This is a genomic window from Pedobacter sp. AC402 (assembly GCF_979252805.1).
This window is the reverse complement of record NZ_CEEDAI010000009.1, coordinates 94,719-113,503: the sequence shown is the minus strand read 5'-3', so window position 1 is coordinate 113,503 and position 18,785 is coordinate 94,719. Positions and strand designations below refer to the sequence as shown.

10 protein-coding genes are annotated in these 18,785 nt (G+C 37.1%); 9 read left to right on the top strand and 1 reads right to left on the bottom strand.

What is annotated here, in order from left to right:
• Positions 1-31: 31 nt before the first annotated feature.
• The gene (locus AC0IWE_RS10900; protein WP_471793083.1) at positions 32-1,402 is read right to left on the bottom strand and encodes a sigma-54-dependent transcriptional regulator; all 1,371 of its coding nucleotides are present in this window, start codon (positions 1,400-1,402) and stop codon (positions 32-34) included.
• Between the two features lie 270 nt (positions 1,403-1,672).
• On the opposite strand from AC0IWE_RS10900, the gene AC0IWE_RS10895 reads away from it, so the two are divergent.
• The 9 genes from AC0IWE_RS10895 (at position 1,673) to AC0IWE_RS10855 (ending at position 18,785) form a co-directional block, all read left to right on the top strand.
• On the top strand, positions 1,673-2,917 hold the full coding sequence (locus tag AC0IWE_RS10895; RefSeq protein ID WP_471793082.1) for an efflux RND transporter periplasmic adaptor subunit: 1,245 nt from the start codon (positions 1,673-1,675) through the stop codon (positions 2,915-2,917).
• A 132-nt stretch (positions 2,918-3,049) separates the two neighbouring features.
• Positions 3,050-3,748 carry an ABC transporter ATP-binding protein gene (locus AC0IWE_RS10890; protein ID WP_113951873.1) on the top strand — a complete coding sequence of 233 codons (699 nt, stop codon included), beginning with the start codon at positions 3,050-3,052 and terminating at the stop codon, positions 3,746-3,748.
• 171 nt (positions 3,749-3,919) lie between these two features.
• Positions 3,920-6,289: an ABC transporter permease gene (locus AC0IWE_RS10885; RefSeq protein ID WP_471793081.1), complete on the top strand. Its 2,370-nt coding sequence runs from the start codon at positions 3,920-3,922 to the stop codon at positions 6,287-6,289.
• Between the two features lie 84 nt (positions 6,290-6,373).
• Positions 6,374-8,746, top strand: a complete 2,373-nt coding sequence (locus tag AC0IWE_RS10880) for an ABC transporter permease (protein ID WP_471793080.1) — start codon at positions 6,374-6,376, stop codon at positions 8,744-8,746.
• A gap of 73 nt (positions 8,747-8,819) precedes the next feature.
• On the top strand, positions 8,820-11,201 hold the full coding sequence (locus AC0IWE_RS10875) for an ABC transporter permease (protein ID WP_471793079.1): 2,382 nt from the start codon (positions 8,820-8,822) through the stop codon (positions 11,199-11,201).
• 77 nt (positions 11,202-11,278) lie between these two features.
• Complete coding sequence (locus tag AC0IWE_RS10870; RefSeq protein ID WP_471793078.1) at positions 11,279-13,654, top strand: ABC transporter permease; 2,376 nt, start codon at positions 11,279-11,281, stop codon at positions 13,652-13,654.
• Between the two features lie 232 nt (positions 13,655-13,886).
• Complete coding sequence (locus tag AC0IWE_RS10865; RefSeq protein ID WP_471793077.1) at positions 13,887-15,728, top strand: ABC transporter permease; 1,842 nt, start codon at positions 13,887-13,889, stop codon at positions 15,726-15,728.
• Entirely contained in the window at positions 15,728-16,288 is a 561-nt protein-coding gene (locus AC0IWE_RS10860) for an ABC transporter permease (RefSeq protein WP_471793076.1), read from the top strand. Before AC0IWE_RS10865 ends, AC0IWE_RS10860 begins: the two co-directional genes overlap by 1 nt.
• A gap of 76 nt (positions 16,289-16,364) precedes the next feature.
• Positions 16,365-18,785: an ABC transporter permease gene (locus AC0IWE_RS10855; protein WP_471793075.1), complete on the top strand. Its 2,421-nt coding sequence runs from the start codon at positions 16,365-16,367 to the stop codon at positions 18,783-18,785.

Sequence of the window (18,785 nt, the reverse complement as noted above, 5' to 3'; positions counted from 1 at the left end):
AGTTTTAAGCTCTGGTCTTTTAGCTTTCAGCTTAGATTCCAAATTTTTCGATTCTTCTGTAAAGTGCAGCCCTTGTTAAGCCTAGTTCTGCTGCGGCTTTGGATATATTGCCTTTGTGTTTGTCGATTGCTTTTTGCACCATCATTTTTTCCATATCTTCCAATGCCATTTCATCCGGTATGGAATTGTTTTGTGCAAAACGCTGCGGACTTAACTGTAAATCTTCTTCCGATATGTCATTTCCGTCGCTCATAATTACGGCCCGTTCCAAAACGTGCTGCAACTCCCTTACATTACCCGGCCATTTGTAATTTAAGAGTACATCCTGTGCCTTATTGCTTAAATTTCTAATCTCTTTGTGGTATTTTGAGCTAAAAACCTGCATAAAATGATTGGCCAGCAGCAAAATGTCAGTTCCACGTTTACGTAAGGGTGGCAATAGAAGTTCTACTGTATTAATGCGGAAAAGTAAATCCTGCCTGAAGGTATTTTTCGTTACCATTTCATTTAAAGGCATGTTTGTAGCCGTTATTAAGCGTACATTTACTTTCCGTTCTTTACTTTCGCCCAGGCGTGTTACGGTACGGTTTTGCAAAACACTCAGTAGTTTGGCTTGCAGGGGTAAGGTTAAATTTCCAATCTCATCCAAAAAGATTGTTCCCCCATCGGCCAGTTCAAAACGACCTGGTTTATCTTCTTTAGCATCGGTAAAAGCACCTTTGGCATAGCCGAATAGTTCACTTTCGAAAAGATTTTCGTTCAGCGAGCCTAAATCTACATGCATAAATACCTGGTTTTTGCGTTGCGAGTTTCCGTGGATTTCGTATGCAAAAACCTGTTTTCCGGTACCGTTCTCGCCCAAAATAAGTACATTGGCATCAGTAGGTGCCACTTTTACCAGGGTAGATTGGAGCTGTTTTATGCCTTCGGCCTGGCCCACTATGTTTTCGAAACCACGTGTCAGGTCTTTTTGTAGCGAAGAATGTATTTTTTCGAGTTTCTTTACTTTTCTGGTCGATTCGCGGAGTTTTGATGCTGCAGAAATGGTGGCGAACAGCTTTTCATTTTCCCATGGTTTGAGAATAAAATCAGTAGCTCCTTTTTTAATTGCCTTAACAGCCAGTTCTACATTGCCGAAAGCAGTCATTAAAATAACCACATAATCTTTATCAATCGATAAAATATGTTCGAGCCAATATAATCCTTCCCTACCATCACTTGCTCCTTTTTGGTAGTTCATATCAAGCAAAATGATGTCTATTTCATCTTTGCTCAACAAAACGTTAATCTCTTTTGGCGATTTACAGGTAATTACCTGCTTAACCTGTTGCTTTAAAAACAAACGGGCACTAAGCAGAATGTCGTCGTCATCATCGATAATTAAAACTGTGGTATCAAGCATAACCTCTCCCTATTATTTAGTATGTATTTATTCTTTTTCAATCAATCTTTTGCATCCAAAAAAGAAAGCTTAGCTTAAGCCTGAACCTTGCTTTTATTCTCGGTGAAGCAAATTTAATAAAACTGTCCGTTCCCGCACATAAACTGTTCGATAATGAACATGTGGAATTGATATTAATATTTAATAGATTGTAATTTAAGGTTTTATCTAATGTTTTTGCTTTTGGCACAAGCTTGGTTATTAGAGAAACCGAACAGTACAACCGAACACATGGATAAGAAAATAGAGAAGAAAAGATTTAGCAGAAAAACCTTATTAATATTAGGTGGCGCAATTGCTTTTGTAGTGGTTGTGATTTATGGCTATACTTTATCACTAAAAAAAGTATACAGTGCCGACGCCGACAAATTAACAATCAGTAAAGTAGCGTATGGCGATTTTGAAGATGTAGTGTTATTGAATGCCAGTGTTGTTCCATTAACTTCTGTAATTGTAAGTTCATCAGAAGGCGGTACGGTTGCCGAAATTTTTACCGAAAACGGTGCTTCTGTAGTAAAAGGTACACCGCTGTTACGGATTTCCAATTCCAATGCCATGTTGAGTTATACTTCCAGCCAAACCGCGGCAACGGAGCAGATTAACCAGTTACGCAAATCGAGGTTAGATTTAGAGCAAAATCAACGGGTTTTAAATCAAGACGTTCTGGATGTAGAAAATAGCTTAAGAACGGCAAGTAGACAATACAGTTTAGACAGTTCATTATTTTCCAAAAAAGTAATTTCGCTGCAAGAGTTTAATAAATCAAGTCAGGATTACGAGTATTACCAGGGAAAATTAAAAATTGTTCGTCAGGCCATTAAACAGGAAAATCAAAGCAGAAAAATGCAATTGGCTCAAATTGATCAATCGATGGGGCAAATGAACGAAAGTTTAGAAATGATCCGTAAAAACATCGAAAACATGACCATCAAAGCCCCTGTTTCGGGCAAATTATCATCCTATGATCCGGTAATTGGAAAATCTTATAATTCTAATGAAATGATAGGAAAAATTGATGTGTTGCAAGGATACAAACTTCAGGCAGGTGTGGATGAATATTATATTAATAGGGTTAAAGAAGGGCAGACTGCCAATTGTGAATTTAACGGAAAAACCTATAATTTAATAGTGAGTAAGGTTATTCCGGAGGTTACTGCGGGTCAGTTTCAGGTAGAAATGGTTTTTAAAGGAGCAACCCCGGAAGGTTTACGTCGTGGTTTATCCCTACAAACAAAGTTAACCTTGTCTGACAATAGTAAATCACTGCTTTTAGCACAGGGTCAATTTTTTCAAAGTACCGGTGGCTCGTGGGTATTTGTGGTAAACAATGGCAAAGCGACCAAGAAAAATGTAAAAATTGGAAGAAAAAACTACCTCTATTACGAAATATTGGATGGTTTGCAGAAAGGCGACGAAGTAATTACTTCTTCATATGATCAATTTAATCAATACGATCAGGTGGAGATTAATAAGTAGAGTGGTTGGAGTTTGGAGTTTGGGGTTTGGTCTTTGGTCTTTGGAAAAAATAGAATATAAAGTTAAGAATTAATATAATCACGTATTGATACTTGATACAAAATAAATGATACTTGAATAATACTTAATAAGATGATTAAAATAGAAAATCTGGAAAAAGTTTACAAAACTGAAGAGGTAGAAACAACCGCACTTAATGGGATTAACCTCCATGTAGCAGCTGGCGAATTTGTTTCCATTATGGGTCCTTCAGGCTGTGGAAAATCTACTTTATTAAATGTAATGGGTTTATTGGATAAGCCTGAAAGCGGAAGTTATAAATTTATCGATACAGAGCTTTTAACGCTTAACGATCGGGAACGTTCTAATTTCCGTAAGCGGAATATGGGTTTTGTTTTCCAGAATTTCAACCTGATTGATGAATTGACAGTTTTCGAAAACATCGAACTGCCGTTAATCTATAATAAAATTGCAGCAGGAGAACGTAAAAAACTGGTAAACGAAATTATCGAGAGGATGAACATTGTAAACCGTAGCGGCCATTTTCCGCAGCAGTTATCGGGCGGTCAGCAACAACGTGTGGCCGTTGCCAGGGCTTTGGTTACCAAACCTAAATTGGTTTTAGCTGATGAGCCTACCGGAAACCTGGACAGCTCTCACGGTAATGAAGTAATGGAATTGCTTTGCGAACTGAATGAAACCGGAACCACCATTGTAATGGTTACGCACTCCAGTCATGATGCCAGTTTTTCGAACCGGATTATCAACCTGAAAGATGGACATGTAATATCTGAAAAGATAAATAAGAGTAGAAATGAAGAACTGATATAAAGGCTTAAAACCTGCAGTTTTCAACCCCAAAAAAGATTTTAGTTTAGTTAATGATAGCCGCCCAACAATCTTCCCGGATGGGGAGATTTGGGATAGGCGCAATGTTAAAAACCATCAGCGGTCAGTTTTAAATGTCACATGCTGAACACCTATTGCCAAACAAGAAAAAATATGTTTAAATTAAATTTTAAAATAGCATTGCGCAACCTTTGGAGAAACAAAGGTTTTACCTTGATTAACCTTGGTGGCTTGGCCATTGGTTTGGCGAGTTGTATGATTTTGTTATTGTATGTTGCTTATGAGTGGAGTTATGACAAGGAATTCTCCAATCACGATAAAACGTATGTAGTTTATCAAAACGCACCTGCAAATGGTAAAATTTTTAGCTGGGCATGGACACCTAACGCTATGGCTAGAGAGGTTGAAACAAAAATACAAGGGGTTAAATTTGCATCTCATTCTACTTACCCAAACAATAAGTTACTTAGCAGTGGTGAAAGTAAGATAAATAGTAGAGCTGTTTTCGCAGATCCATCATTTTTGAAAATATTAGATTATAAATTTATTAAAGGGAATCCCAATGAGGTTTTAAAAGGTGTTAATACAATTATTTTAACAAAATCTCTCTCCAAAAAATTATTTGGCAATGCGGATCCAATAAATAAAATTGTAAAGCTTGAAAACCAGGATGTATTAAAAGTTGAAGCTGTAATTGAAGATATTCCAGCAAATAGCAGCATAGCTTTTGAATGCTTAATGCCTTGGGCGTTATTTGAAAAAAGAGAATCGTGGTCACGAGATATTAATTGGGGAAATAACATGTGTTTAACACTGGTTCAATTAAAGGATAATAATTTTTTTACTGAATCGAATGCCTCAATGAAGGGTATCTATAAGCGTAATCAAAAAGAGAATAATGCAGAGGCTTTATTGCACCCATTAACCAAGTGGCATTTATATGATAATTTTGAAAATGGAAAATCTGTAGGAGGTAAAATAGAACAACTCAGAACATTCTTAATGCTTGCTTTTTGTATTTTATTAATTGCCTGTGTAAATTTTATGAATTTATCTACTGCCCGTTCTGAGCGTAGAGCAAAGGAAGTAGGAATCCGTAAGGCAATTGGCTCAACCCGTAAATCGTTAATTGGACAATTCTTGATTGAGTCCGTATTTATAACCTGTATGGCAGGTGTTTTAGCATTCATTTTGGTTGAAGTTAGTTTGCCCTACTTCAATAATTTATTAAATATTCAGTTAAAGCTTGATTATCGAAATGCCACTTTCTGGATTACTTTCTTTGCTTTAATGACTTTTACAGGATTTATTGCGGGAAGTTATCCTGCACTATACTTATCTTCTTTTGAACCAATTAAAGTGTTAAAAGGGCTAAGAATAAAATCAGATTCATCCGTTTCTATCCGTAAAGTTCTTGTAGTGGTTCAATTTGTTTTTGCTGCTTGTTTAATTGTTTGCACATCGGTTATTTATCAACAGCTTAATTATGTAAAAAACAAACCAATTGGTTACGATAAGTTTAACCTGGTCCAAATTGCGATACAGGGTAAAATGGCCGAAAATAGTAAACTTGAATTACTAAAAACTCAACTTTTAAAATCTGGGGCGGCATCTCAAGTTACTTTTTTTAGTAGAGATATTACTGAAAATGGCAACAATACTACAGCCATTTCATGGGAGGGAAAAAATCCTAATGAATCTATTTTATTCAATAACAGAGGCATAGGTCCAGATTTTATTAAAACTATTGGAACCAAGTTAGTTGCGGGGCGAGAATTTTTATCGACGACTAAAAATGATAGCGGTAGTGTAATGCTAAATGAGGCTGCTGTAAAAATGATGAGGCTAAAAAATCCTGTTGGTGCCATCATTACTTGGGGAGATACTAAATTAAAAAATGTTGGCATTATTAAAGATTTCGTTGTGGAAAGTGCTTATCAAAAAGTTGCACCAATGATATTTTATCCAAGTTATAGAGATGGTGCCGAGGTAATTATTGCCCGTCTAAGTCCGGAGCAGAATATTAGCTCATCGCTCGAAAAAATAGATCAATTGGTTAAACAAATGGAACCAAATTATCCTGTTACCAGAAAATTTGTTGATGAATCATTTGAGGTTAAATTCAAAAATGAAAAACTTTTAGGTACGCTTTCAAACTGGTTCGGTGGTTTTGCCATTTTCATTTCCTGTTTAGGCTTATTGGGCTTAGCATTGTTTATGGCAGAGCAGCGTAAAAAAGAAATCAGTATCCGGAAAGTTTTGGGTGCCACAACAGCCAATATCCTTACTTTGTTAAATAAAGATTTTATCAAACTGGTAGCTATAGCAAACGTAATTGCTTTTCCGTTGGCTTTTATTATCATCAATAAATGGCTCTCAAGCTACGAATATCGCGTATCTATCTCCGCATTACCGTTTATTGCAGCCATTAGTTTATCAGTGATAATCGCTGTACTTACCGTAAGTATTCAATCGGTTAAGGTAGCAAAAGCAAACCCTGTAGATGCTTTAAAATACGAATAAGGTGTAAGGTTGAAAGGCTTAGGGCGTAAGGTTAAAACGCCCAAACCTTAAACCTTATACCCCAAACCCCAAACCTTAAACCTTATGTTCAAATTAAACTTCAAAATAGCATTGCGTAACCTTTGGAAAAATAAGGTAAGCTCATTTATTAATATAATTGGCCTTGCTATTGGTTTGGCTGCATGTTTAACATTGCTGTTGTATGTTACCTACGAATGGAAATTCGACAAACAAGGTAAAAATGCAGACCATGTTTTTATGACAATGACCAATATTCCTGGCGATAATAATAAAATTTCAATAACTTTTGATGGTTCTACAACGGCATTCGCACCAACCATTAAACAGGAAATACCTGAGGTTAAATATACTGCAAGAATGGATTACGGTGGCAAAAATTTAATTGCCAATGGGCAGAATTCATTCAAGCGTCAATCTAAGTTTGCCGAAGCCGACATTTTAAAAATGTACGATTATGAATTTATTCAAGGCAATGCCAATACTGCTTTAAATAACCCCAATTCTGTTATCTTAACCGCATCCACAGCTAAAATACTTTTCGGAACTACTGATGTATTAAATAAAACCGTCCGTTTTAAAGATCGTTACGATTTGAATATAACCGGAGTAATTAAAGATCAGCCTGATAACAGCTCAAACAAATTTGATTATTTGATGCCTTGGGCTTTATACGAAACAGTTGATCCAAGCGCTAAAGACCTCAACTGGAGCAATTATAGTTTTTTAACCCTGGTGATGTTAAAAAATGAGGCAAATTTAGATTTAGTCAATCAAAAAATATTCAAAGTCCTCAAAAAGCACAACAACGACAACTACCAATCGCAAATGCTTTTTCCATTGGCAAAACTTCACCTGCATGGTAAATTTGAGGAAGGTAAAAGTGTGGGTGGTGCAATAGAACAGATTTATCTTTTTATGGGCCTTGCGTTTGGTATTTTGCTGATTGCCTGCATTAATTTTATGAACATGGCCACGGCCAAATCAGAAAAACGTGCAAAAGAAGTAGGCATCAAGAAAACCATTGGCGCAAACAGGGGCTCATTGATTATGCAGTTTTTAACGGAATCGATGGTGCTAACTTTTATTGCGGTAATTGTTGCAATTGCAATTTTAGAAGTCTTTTTGCCAACATTTAACAACCTGATTGCGATAAAATTAAATATGTCTTATTTCGACAGTAAAAGTTGGATAGGCATTTTAGGGATTGTATTTGCTACAGGTTTAATTGCCGGAAGTTACCCTGCATTTTACCTGTCATCTTTTAACCCAATACAAACTTTAAAGAGAAAAACTAAAACTGGCGGTTTCTTTTCAATCAGCTTAAGGCAGGTGCTTGTTGTAGGGCAATTCTGTTTTGCCATTATCCTGATCATTTCTACGCTGGTAATTTATAAACAGATCCAGTACATTAAAAACAGGCCTGTTGGTTTCGATGTAAATGCTTTGGCAGAGATGCCACAAGATGGAGAACTGAAAACAAAATATGATGTTTTACGTGCTCAGTTGCTTAAATCCGGAGCCGTAACCTCCATGTTTCAATCATCTGTGAGTTTATCTCATCGTGGGCATAACTTTATGGATATTAAATGGGAGGGCATGACTAAGCCTGATAATACACAACTGTTTAACCAGGTTTCTACCACTTATGGTTTCATTAAAACAAATGGAATTAAAATAACTGAGGGAAGAGATTTTTCCGAAAATTTTGCTTCAGATTCTAGCGCTGTAATGGTAAGTGCTTCTGCTGTAAAAACTTTTGGGTACAAAAATCCGGTAGGTAAAAGTGTAACTATTTTTGGAGATAGGTTTAATATTATCGGCGTTTTTAATGATTATGTGTGGGATTCTCCATACAAATCAAATAACCCGATGATTGTTTTCTTCGATCAAAAACGTACAGGAACAATTACCATGCGTCTTAATGAAAAAAATAGTTTACAAAGTAATATTGCAACCATTAGCAGAATCACAAAGTCTATAAATCCAGCATATCCAGCCGAAATCAATTTTTTAAACGCTTTATACAGTGAAAAATACAACGCCGAAAAAACTTTGGGTATTCTTTCCAATCTTTTTGGTGGTTTGGCAATTTTCGTTTCCTGTTTAGGGCTTTTTGGATTGGTAGCCTACAGCGCAGAGCAAAGAACCAAAGAATTTGGCGTGCGTAAGGTACTGGGTGCTTCATTGTTTAATCTGATGCAGTTATTGTCGCTTTCTTTTGTGAAAATGATTGCCGTTTCTATAGTTATCGCTATCCCATTGAGTTATTTGCTGATGAATAAATGGCTGTTGAAGTTTGAGTTTCATACCGAAATATCATGGTGGATTATGCCAGTTGCCGGATTTGGCACTTTAATGATGGCATTGATCACCGTAAGTTTCCAAGCATATAAAACAGCCCATGCCAACCCGGTTGATGCACTTAAATATGAATAAACCTGCGTGAGGCGTTTGGTGATAAGCAATAAATTTACGCTGACCGCCAAACGCTACGCCAAACCTCAAAAATATGTTCAGATTAAACCTAAAAATAGCACTGCGTAACCTTTGGAAAAACAAAGGTTTTACCCTAATAAATGTTGGTGGCCTTGCCATTGGGATGGCATGCTGTTTAATGTTATTGCTATATGTTAACTACGAGTGGAGCTTCGATAAGCAATATAAAAATGCCGATAAAGTATATTTTGCAGCTTTAAATTTAAAGTTTAACGGTAAACTGGCTACAACAATGGCCGTACCCAATAAACTGGCCAAAGCTGCAGCCTTAGAATTGCCAGGCATTAAAAGTGCTGCGCGGATATCAATGAATAACGGGCAGAAATTGTACAGCCGCAATCAGCATCATTATAAATTTGTGGGGATGAATGTTGATCCTGATTTTTTAAGAATTCTCGATCAGAAATTTATCTACGGAGATGCCAATACAGCTTTAAACGAACCCAATAACGTGCTCATTAGTCAATCTACAGCGCGAAAATTATTTGGTAATGAAAATCCGGTGGGGCAGCTTATTAAGTACGATAACCGCATTAACTTAAAAGTGAGTGCAGTAATCGAAGATCTTCCTAAAAACCAGAGCATGCAGTATGATCTGTTACAACCCTGGACCTTTTTAGAAAAGGAAGATCCTTCCCAAAATGAAAACGCGTGGGGGGCAATTACCTGTTTAACCTTGTTTCAACTTAAAGAAAATGCTTCATATACTGCCACAAACGCAGCTTTAAAGTATTTTATCGTAAACAAAGAGCCTGACTTAAAAAAAATGACCTATGAGCCTTTTCTTTTTCCGTTAAGTAAAATTCATTTATACGATGATTTTGAAGGTGGAAAAGCAGTTGGAGGTAAAATTGATCAGTTAAGGTTATTTGTTTTCCTTGCCATCTGCGTATTATTTATCGCCTGTATCAACTACATGAACCTTTCTACGGCAAAGTCAGAAAAACGTGCACGTGAGGTTGGTGTTAGAAAAGCATTAGGATCGACACGCAATACAATAATGGGGCAGTTTATGGTCGAATCATTGTTATTGTCGTTCCTTGCCATGTTAATTGCTTTTGCAATGCTCGAAGTATCTTTGCCATATTTTAATAACCTGCTCGATATTTCCATCAAAATTGATTACAATGCTTATCAGTTTTGGGGCGTGCTGCTTTCAATTGTACTCATTACTGGTTTTCTTGCCGGAAGTTATCCTGCATTTTACCTTTCTTCATTTATTCCGGTAAAGGTTTTAAAAGGCTTTAAAGGTTCGGCAGGTTCATTATCAATCCGAAAAACATTGGTAGTGGTGCAATTCAGTTTATCCATTTGCATGATTATTTCAGCAATTGTAATTTACAGCCAGATTCAGCACCTAAAAAATAAACCTTTGGGTTTTGATCAGTCTGCATTGGCACAAATTGATTTGGAAGGGGAGTGGACCAAACCCGAAAAATTAAATACGTTTAAAAGTGAACTCGAACGTTCAGGAGCTACAATTGCAACTACAGAATATGCCAGCTCATTTACCAATGGGGGATCAATTACTGGAAATATTGAATGGCCGGGCAAAGCTAAAAATGACGTATCCATCATTAATTATAGAAGTACAGGTTTCGATTTCGCTAAAACAACTGGCGTAAAAGTGCTTGAGGGAAGGGATTTTGATCCTAAATTTTCTGCCGATACCGCTACATCGCTTTTACTTAACCAAAGTGCAGTAAAGATTATGGGTCTTAAAAATCCTATCGGTACCATTATCCATTGGGGCGATAACCCGCCGCTAAAAGTAATTGGTGTGGTACAGGATTATTCAAGTGAATCGTTAGCTTCCAAAACACAACCAACAGTATACTATTATAATGTTAAAACCAGTCGCATTTTGCTGCTAAAACTCAATCCACAACAATCGCTTTCCACATCCATTGATAAGATAAAATCAATAAGTCAGCGTTTAAACCCAGCCTACCCGATCGAGGTAAAAATGATTAGTCAGGGCATGGCCGAAAAGCTCCGTAGCGAAAGGTTGTTAAGTGTGCTTTCGAATATTTTTGGTGGCTTTGCAATCTTCATTTCCTGCCTGGGCTTGCTTGGTTTGGCACTGTATACAGCAGAACAGCGCAGTAAAGAAATCAGTATCCGCAAAGTTCTTGGAGCCAATCTTTCTGATATCCTGGTATTGTTGAATAAAGATTTTATGAAGCTGGTGATTATTTCCAATGTAATTGCCATCCCGGTTGCTTATGTTCTGGTTGCCAAATGGCTCGAGAAATACGATTATAAGATTTCCATTAACCCATGGCCTTTTCTACTCGCACTTTTAACCTCGGTAATTATTGCCATTTTAACGGTGAGCCTGCAAACTTTTAAAGTGGCCAAAGCAAATGCTGTTGATGCACTTAAATATGAATAAGGTGGAAGGCTAGAAGGTTTAGGGCGTAAGGTTAAAGCGCCCAGACCTTAAACCCTACACCCTAAACCCTACACCCTATGTTCAGATTAAACTTAAAAATCGCATTGCGCAACCTTTGGAGAAATAAGGTAATTACTGCTATCAATATTGGTGGCCTGGCGATCGCCTTGGCTGCATTTATATTGGTTACAATGTATTTTACCTACGAAACAGGCTTTGATAAGGATAATCCGAATTACAATGATATTTATATCGTGGGCAGGCAGTTACCCGATTTAAAAACCAATAATACTCCACCGCCATTGGGTAAGGTGATTAAGGCAGAAATACCAGAAGTGGTATCTGTTGGTACTATGAAAATGAGCTTTTTCGAGTTTCAAGTCACCAGCCATAATGGAGTGGTTTTTTTAAGTAAGTGCCTTTACCTCGATTATGATGCAGCAAAAATGTTTAACATTAAACCCAGCGGTGGTTTAATCAGGCCAGAAAGCACGACCGAAAATCTGTTTTACCTTAGCAACGAAAACTATCAAACGCTTTTCCCGAATAATAAAAGCGGAAAGCCTGAAATGATTGGGGTAGGTAGCAAATCTTTAGGTATGACCGGCCGATTAAGTGGAAGTATTTTTGCCAATCCACATTCTAATATTGCTTTTGACGCCATTTCGGTTGTAAAAGAGATGGGTTTAGGTGAAAATTACGGCTATAACAATTACAACACTTACATTCAGGTAAAGCCGGGTACCAATATTAAAGCAGTTGAAAATAAAATTAATGCCCTTTATAAAAAGGAACTCCTTAAAGATGGAGAAGATCCAAATAATGTAACATTTAAGGCCGCAAAAGCATTTCTTGATCCGCTAAAAAATCAACACCTCAGGCCAAAGGCAGGTTCAGATGCAAATTATAAAATCCTGATCGCGTTATCTGTTTTAGGTATCCTGATTTTGGTTATTGCTTGTATAAATTTTACTAACCTGAGTATTGCACAGGCAGCCAAAAGAGCAAAAGAAGTGGGCGTTAAAAAAGTGATGGGAGCTTACCGTTTTCAACTGGCCTTACAATTTTTAACAGAAATTTTAATTCAATGTATTGCTGCCACCATATTGGCACTGATAGTTGCTGAAATTATTTTACCGGAATTTAATAATCTGTTTGTGGTTAACTTATCCATTTGGACGGCTAATAACAGCCTGTTCTGGCAACTTCCTTTAATTCTCATTCTTATAACCCTGGTTGCTGGCGTTTATCCGGCAATGGTATTATCCGGATTTAAGCCCGCACTTGTTTTAAAAGGTAATTTTCAAACCAGCAAGCAAAGTTACTGGTTGCGTAACAGTTTATTGGTTATTCAATTTAGTATAGCAGTCGTTTTTATAATAGGATTATTGATCATTAATGCACAGCTTAAGTACATGCGTACACAGGATGTTGGTTTTAAACCAGAACAGGTAGTGTATATTAAAAACATGGCATATTTTGTATCTCCAAGTAAATTTGACCCTATCCGGGATAAAATAATGAATATTCCGGGAGTAAAATCAGTAACTGTAGCCAATGAATTACCAGATGGTTCTAAAGGTGGCAAAAACAGGTATACAATTGATGGGAAAGAGCAAAGTTTAAGTTTTACAGATGTAGATTTTGATTACTTCGAAACTTTGAATATCAAGATTAAAGAGGGAAGGCTATTTTCGAGGGAATTTAAAACCGACACGGCAAATTCTGCCATTCTTAACGAAGCTGCAGTAGCCAAATACGGATTAACCGATCCAATTGGCAAAACAATTAAAGGTTGCCAGAATAAAGAATATAAGATTGTAGGAATAATTAAAGATTTTAAAACGCTAGGTTTTGAAAAACCTGTAGAACCAGCTATATATTCTATAAATGATCCCTGTGGAAATCCCAAAACACAAATTATGGTGAAAATAGAGGAAAGCCGGATGTCGGAAGTGCTCAACACCCTAAAATCACAATGGCCGGGAATAAATAAGTTGGACGGTGAAAATTTCCGCTACCAGTTTCTCGACGAAATGTACGGTAGGTTGTTTAAAAAACAGGAGCAATTGCAATCTGTGTTTTTTGCGGCAGCCATGCTCACTATTTTTATCGCTATACTTGGTCTTTTTGCCTTTGCAAAATACATTACAACCAGCAGGATTAAAGAAATTGCCGTAAGGAAAATTTTGGGTGCCAGCAATTTGCAAATTTTTAAACTGATTAACAGTTCGTTTTTCATTTTGGTTATGATAGCCAACCTCGTCTCTTGGCCATTAGCTTATATTTTAACCAAAAAGTGGCTCGAAACATTTGCCTACCGCATTGATTTGCCGCTTTTACCATTTATATTAAGTGCTGCAGTAACCATTTTGCTCACCATTATCACAGTAAGTATCCAGGCCAATAGTGCTGTAAAGGCAAATCCGGTTGATGCGCTTAAGTACGAGTAGGTGCGGGCGGCGTTTGGCGATTAGCGCGGTTTCTCGCCAAACGCAAACGCTTAACACCAAACGCTCCGCGCTACTCGCCGTTCGCTACCGTACAGCTACTGTTCATTAACGGACAAAATTTCTTATTGTGTATTTTTATCTAACTGGTAATCAGTTTTTTATATTTTTATTTGCGCTTGGTATAAAATTGGCATAAAGTAGTTAAGATATCATTCTATTAATTATTGGATACATGTTTAAATTAAATTTAAAAATTGCCTGGCGAAACCTTTGGAAGAACAAGGGTTACACCTTAATCAATATTTTAGGTCTTTCCATCGGGATGGCAAGTTGTATTCTCATCTTTATTTTTATCCGTTACCAATTGAGTTTCGATGAAGGCTTTAAAAACGAAAGCCGCATATATCGGGTAATTAGCAATTGGACTACTCCCGATAACTTTTTTGAATCTGCCGGAACACCGCGACCTCTTCCTGCGGCTATGCGAAATGATTTTAAGCAACAGTTTGATAAGGTTGCCGCTATCCAGTCGGGCGGTGGTATTATTAAAGTGAAAGATGAATCGGGTAAAGAAAAAATCAAAACTTCTGAAAGGGTATATTATGCCGAGCCAGATTTTTTTGAAATTTTAAGTTTCAAATGGCTCGAAGGGCATCCACAGCAATCACTTGGTCAGCCGAACACCGTTGTGCTTTCTGATGAAATGGCAGATAAGCTTTTTGGAGATTGGCATAAGGCAATGGGTCAAAGTATTAATTTTAAGAACAAGGTTGATCTTAAAGTAACAGGGATTATAGCAAAAACCCCTGATAATAGCTCCTTCCCGCTTAAAATTGTTATTTCTTATAAAACCTACCAAAATTTAGCTCCCGAGGAGTTAACAAATTGGGGTACAGTTTCGTCAAATTCAGAATGTTATGTGCTTTTAAAAGAGGGTGTTGCTATTGATGAGGCAAATAAAAGTATTCCTCAGTTTACAAACAAATATTACCAGAAAGATGCCATTTCTAAAGAAGGGCACCGCTTTCAGCCACTTCGGGATATCCATTACAATGCAGATCTCGGCAATTTTGCAAACAAAGTAATGCCCCAAAAAGAACTTTATGGCCTGGGCATCATCGGTGCTTTTTTACTGCTAACAGCATGCATTAATTTTATAAATCTTGCCACGGCCCAAGCCGTAAGCAGGGGTAAAGAAGTAGGTGTACGTAAAGTGATGGGCAGTTTGCGCAGGCAATTGATTGTTCAGTTTTTAACCGAAACATTAACCATTACCATACTCTCTTTACTTGTAGGGTGCGTGCTTACCGAAGTTGCCCTGCCGGGTATGCAAAGTCTTTTTGATGATCATATTTCTTTTAGCATTATCGAACACCCGGTCATATTTGTATTTATGGTTGTTTTGGTATTGTTGGTAAGCTTTTTAGCAGGTTTTTATCCCGCAATGGTGATGTCTGGTTATAGTCCTGCATTGGCCATCAAAAATAAAATTACTGCAAACGCAAGTGGTTTAAGCTTAAGGAAAATACTTGTTGTGGTGCAGTTTGCCATTACAATTATATTGATAATAGGTACTTTGGTGGTGTTAAGGCAAATGAATTACATGAGAGAAAAACCTTTAGGCTTTATCCCTACAGCAGTTGCTCTGATTGATGTTCCATCCGATAGTATCGCCATTACCCGTTACCATAGTCTGCAGGATCGGATCAGTAAAATTCCTGGGGTAATAACGACCAGCTATTGCAGTGCAGCGCCATCTTCTGATTTTAATAACGAAAGTAATTTCAGGTATAACGGAACAGCTCTGGCTAATTTCCAGGTCAATACCAAAACAGGGGATGATAATTATTTCAAAACATTTGGATTGGAAATTATCGCTGGTAAAGGTTTATCAAAAAGCGATACCCTTAAAGAATTTGTGGTTAATGAAACCATGCTCAAAAAACTAAACGTTGTTAACCATTACGATGCCATTGGTAAACCCATCAGGATTCATGGTAAAATAGGTATTATTAGTGGAGTGGTTAAAGATTTTAACAATAGAAGCCTGCATGAAGCTCGATTTCTCCGATAGTGATCAGCAGCGACAAAGAATCGTATACCACAATAGCGGTTAAACTAGATAGCAAACTCATTTTGCCCGCAATGAAAGCTATAGAAAGTACGTGGAACACTGTGCTGCCCGAGTACGTATACGATGCCAGTTTTATGGATGATAAGATCAGTGAATATTATGAAACTGAAAAAATAATGGGTGCCCTGTTTAAAGTATTTGCGGGAGTAATTATTTTTATTTCTTTTATCGGCTTGTTCGGTTTAATCTCTTTTGTAGCCACACAAAGAACGCGTGAGGTAGCCATCCGTAAGGTTTTGGGTGCTTCTACAATAGAATTGGTTAAAATGTTAAATGGTTCATTTCTGCTGATGGTTTTTATTGCCAACCTGGTGGCCTGGCCACTGGCATATTTATTTGTTTCCAAGTGGTTGGCTAGTTTTAGTTACCGTATTGATCTTAACATCTGGCCATTCATACTTGCTATGGTTGTTTCTATGGTGATTACATTAATAACGGTAAGCATCCGATCTTACAAAGCTGCGGTTGCCAATACCATTGATGCGTTAAAATATGAGTAAGACCTGCGGACAGCGTTTGGCGTAAGGCGATAAATCCACGCCAAACCTTAAACGCTTTGTGCTCAACCTTAAAAATATGTTCAGATTAAATTTAAAAATCGCCTGGCGAAACCTCTGGAAAAACAAAATCTACGCGGCTATAAATATCGGTGGATTGGCATTGGGTTTAACCGCATTCCTGTTAATGTTGTTGTATATCAACCACGAAGAAAGTTACGATACATGGTCGCCTGATCTGCAACACGTTTATCAAATCCGTGAAAAGCATGAGTTTTTCACACCCGATAATAAAGATCACTGGCAAGAGATCAGCAATTCTCGTGTAGCAGGAATTATAAAACAAAATGTGCCGCAATTTACAGCCGTTACAAAGGTAGATTCGGAATGGGGAAATGGCTTTTCGGTTAAGATCGATCATGCCGATCCGATATTAATTAAGGCTATCAAAGATGCTGATACAGCATTTTTTAATGTTTTTCCATACAAATTTATTCAGGGTGATAGAGAAAGAGCTTTAAAGGAACCTAATACAGTTGTTTTAAAGCAAAGCCTGGCCATTAAACTCTATGGAACCGACCATGTACTGGGAAAAGAATTTAAATTGGTGAGATGGCGGGATGATAAAGGCACACCGATGAAGATTACCGGCGTTGTAGCCGATGTAAATACGCCCGAAAGTGTAACCTTTAATGCCATCAGCCATACTGGCGATCAGGATCACGATCCCGATCAGCCGGGAAGTTCCCATTACAACCAGGTATATGCCAAATCTGCAAGCAAAGTAGATACCTTGGCGGCAAATAACAGTTTACAAAAAGTATATATAGATTATAAGAAAAAGTCATTTGCCGAGCAAAACATCAATTTTAAAGACATTTATAAGGATGGAAAAAGGCCAGGCCTTAAAGCAATTGCCCTTAAAGATGTTCATGCCAATCCACCGTTTGCAATTAATTGGTTAACAAAGCTCAAACCAGTAATCGGGATCTCTATTTTTTTACTGCTTGTATCCATTATAAACTTTGTTAATCTTGCAACTGCACAATCAGTACAAAGGGCTAAAGAAGTTGGGGTGCGGAAAGTGCTTGGCTCATATAAAAAACAACTTGTAAGTCAGTTTTTGATAGAATCGGCACTGCAAAGTATAATTTCATTGTTTTTAAGCATTATTTTAATTGAAGTACTTTTGCCTGCATTTAACCACCACTTCAATGTTGAACTGAGTTTTTGGTACAACGATCATTTGCTCATGTTAATGATCCAGCTTGTGGCGCTTTTTGCATTTGTTACACTTCTGGCAGGTTTTTATCCGGCATGGGTATTATCTAATTATAACCCTGTTGCTGTGCTAAAAGGCAATTATGGAAACAGTTTAAAAGGCATGGCTTTGCGTAACGTGCTTGTTGTTTTTCAGTTTATCATTTCGGTAACATTCATCATTGCAATTGGTGTGATGCAGCTGCAGACGAAATACATCAGCAATAAAGATTTAGGCTTTGAGCGCGATCGGTTAATTAATCTTCAAACTGGATACGAGCAAAATTTTGCCGATAAGATAAGACGTATTCCAGGTGTTCAATACGTATCTACAACTACCCAAGTGATGGGAAATGCCTTTAACAACAAAAGTGAGATTATTTATAAGGGCCAAACCTTTAACCTTAACGGGGTAAGCGTTAGCATGGATGCCTTACAAACCCTTGGTGTAAAACTGGTATCAGGAAGATTGTTTGCTAAAGAACATAAACAGGATACCATCAACGCAGTGATTCTTAATGAGGCTGCGGCAAATTTACTGGGCAAAAATATGGTTGGAAAAACCTATAATAAGGTAAATTATGATAACAAAATCATTTCATTTCAAATTGTTGGGGTGATTAAAGATTACCATAACGAAGGCTTTGATAAAACGGTGCTCCCTACAGTTTATAAGGTAACCAAATTAGGTGGTACCTCTAATACAAATAACCTACTGGTACGCTTTGAAACCAAAAATTATAAAGGCATTATTAACAACATTCAAAACGAATGGAGAAAACTCTATCCAGATTTTCCTTTGCATTATCAATCCATGGATGAAGCTTTTTCAAACGTGCTTGAAGAAAATAACCGCTTTATGAATATGATTATCCTCTTTAGTGCGGTTTCAGTTTCATTATCATTACTCGGTTTATTTGCACTTTCTACTTTTATAGCCAAACGCCGTACCAAAGAAATAGCTGTAAGAAAAATTTTGGGTGCATCTAATGTTCAGATTGTAAATTTATTGAATAAGTCATTCTTAATTCTGGTTATTATAGCCAATTTAATCAGCTGGCCTATAGCTTATATTTTAATTAAAAGATGGCTCGAAGGCTTTGCCTATCGGATAGAAATGCCTATTTTTCCTTTTTTGCTTGCAACCGCAGTTTCAATTATAATAGCTGTTTTAACAGTAACCATTCAGGCACGTAAAGCAGCAATAGGCGATCCGGTAAATGCCCTAAAATATGAATAA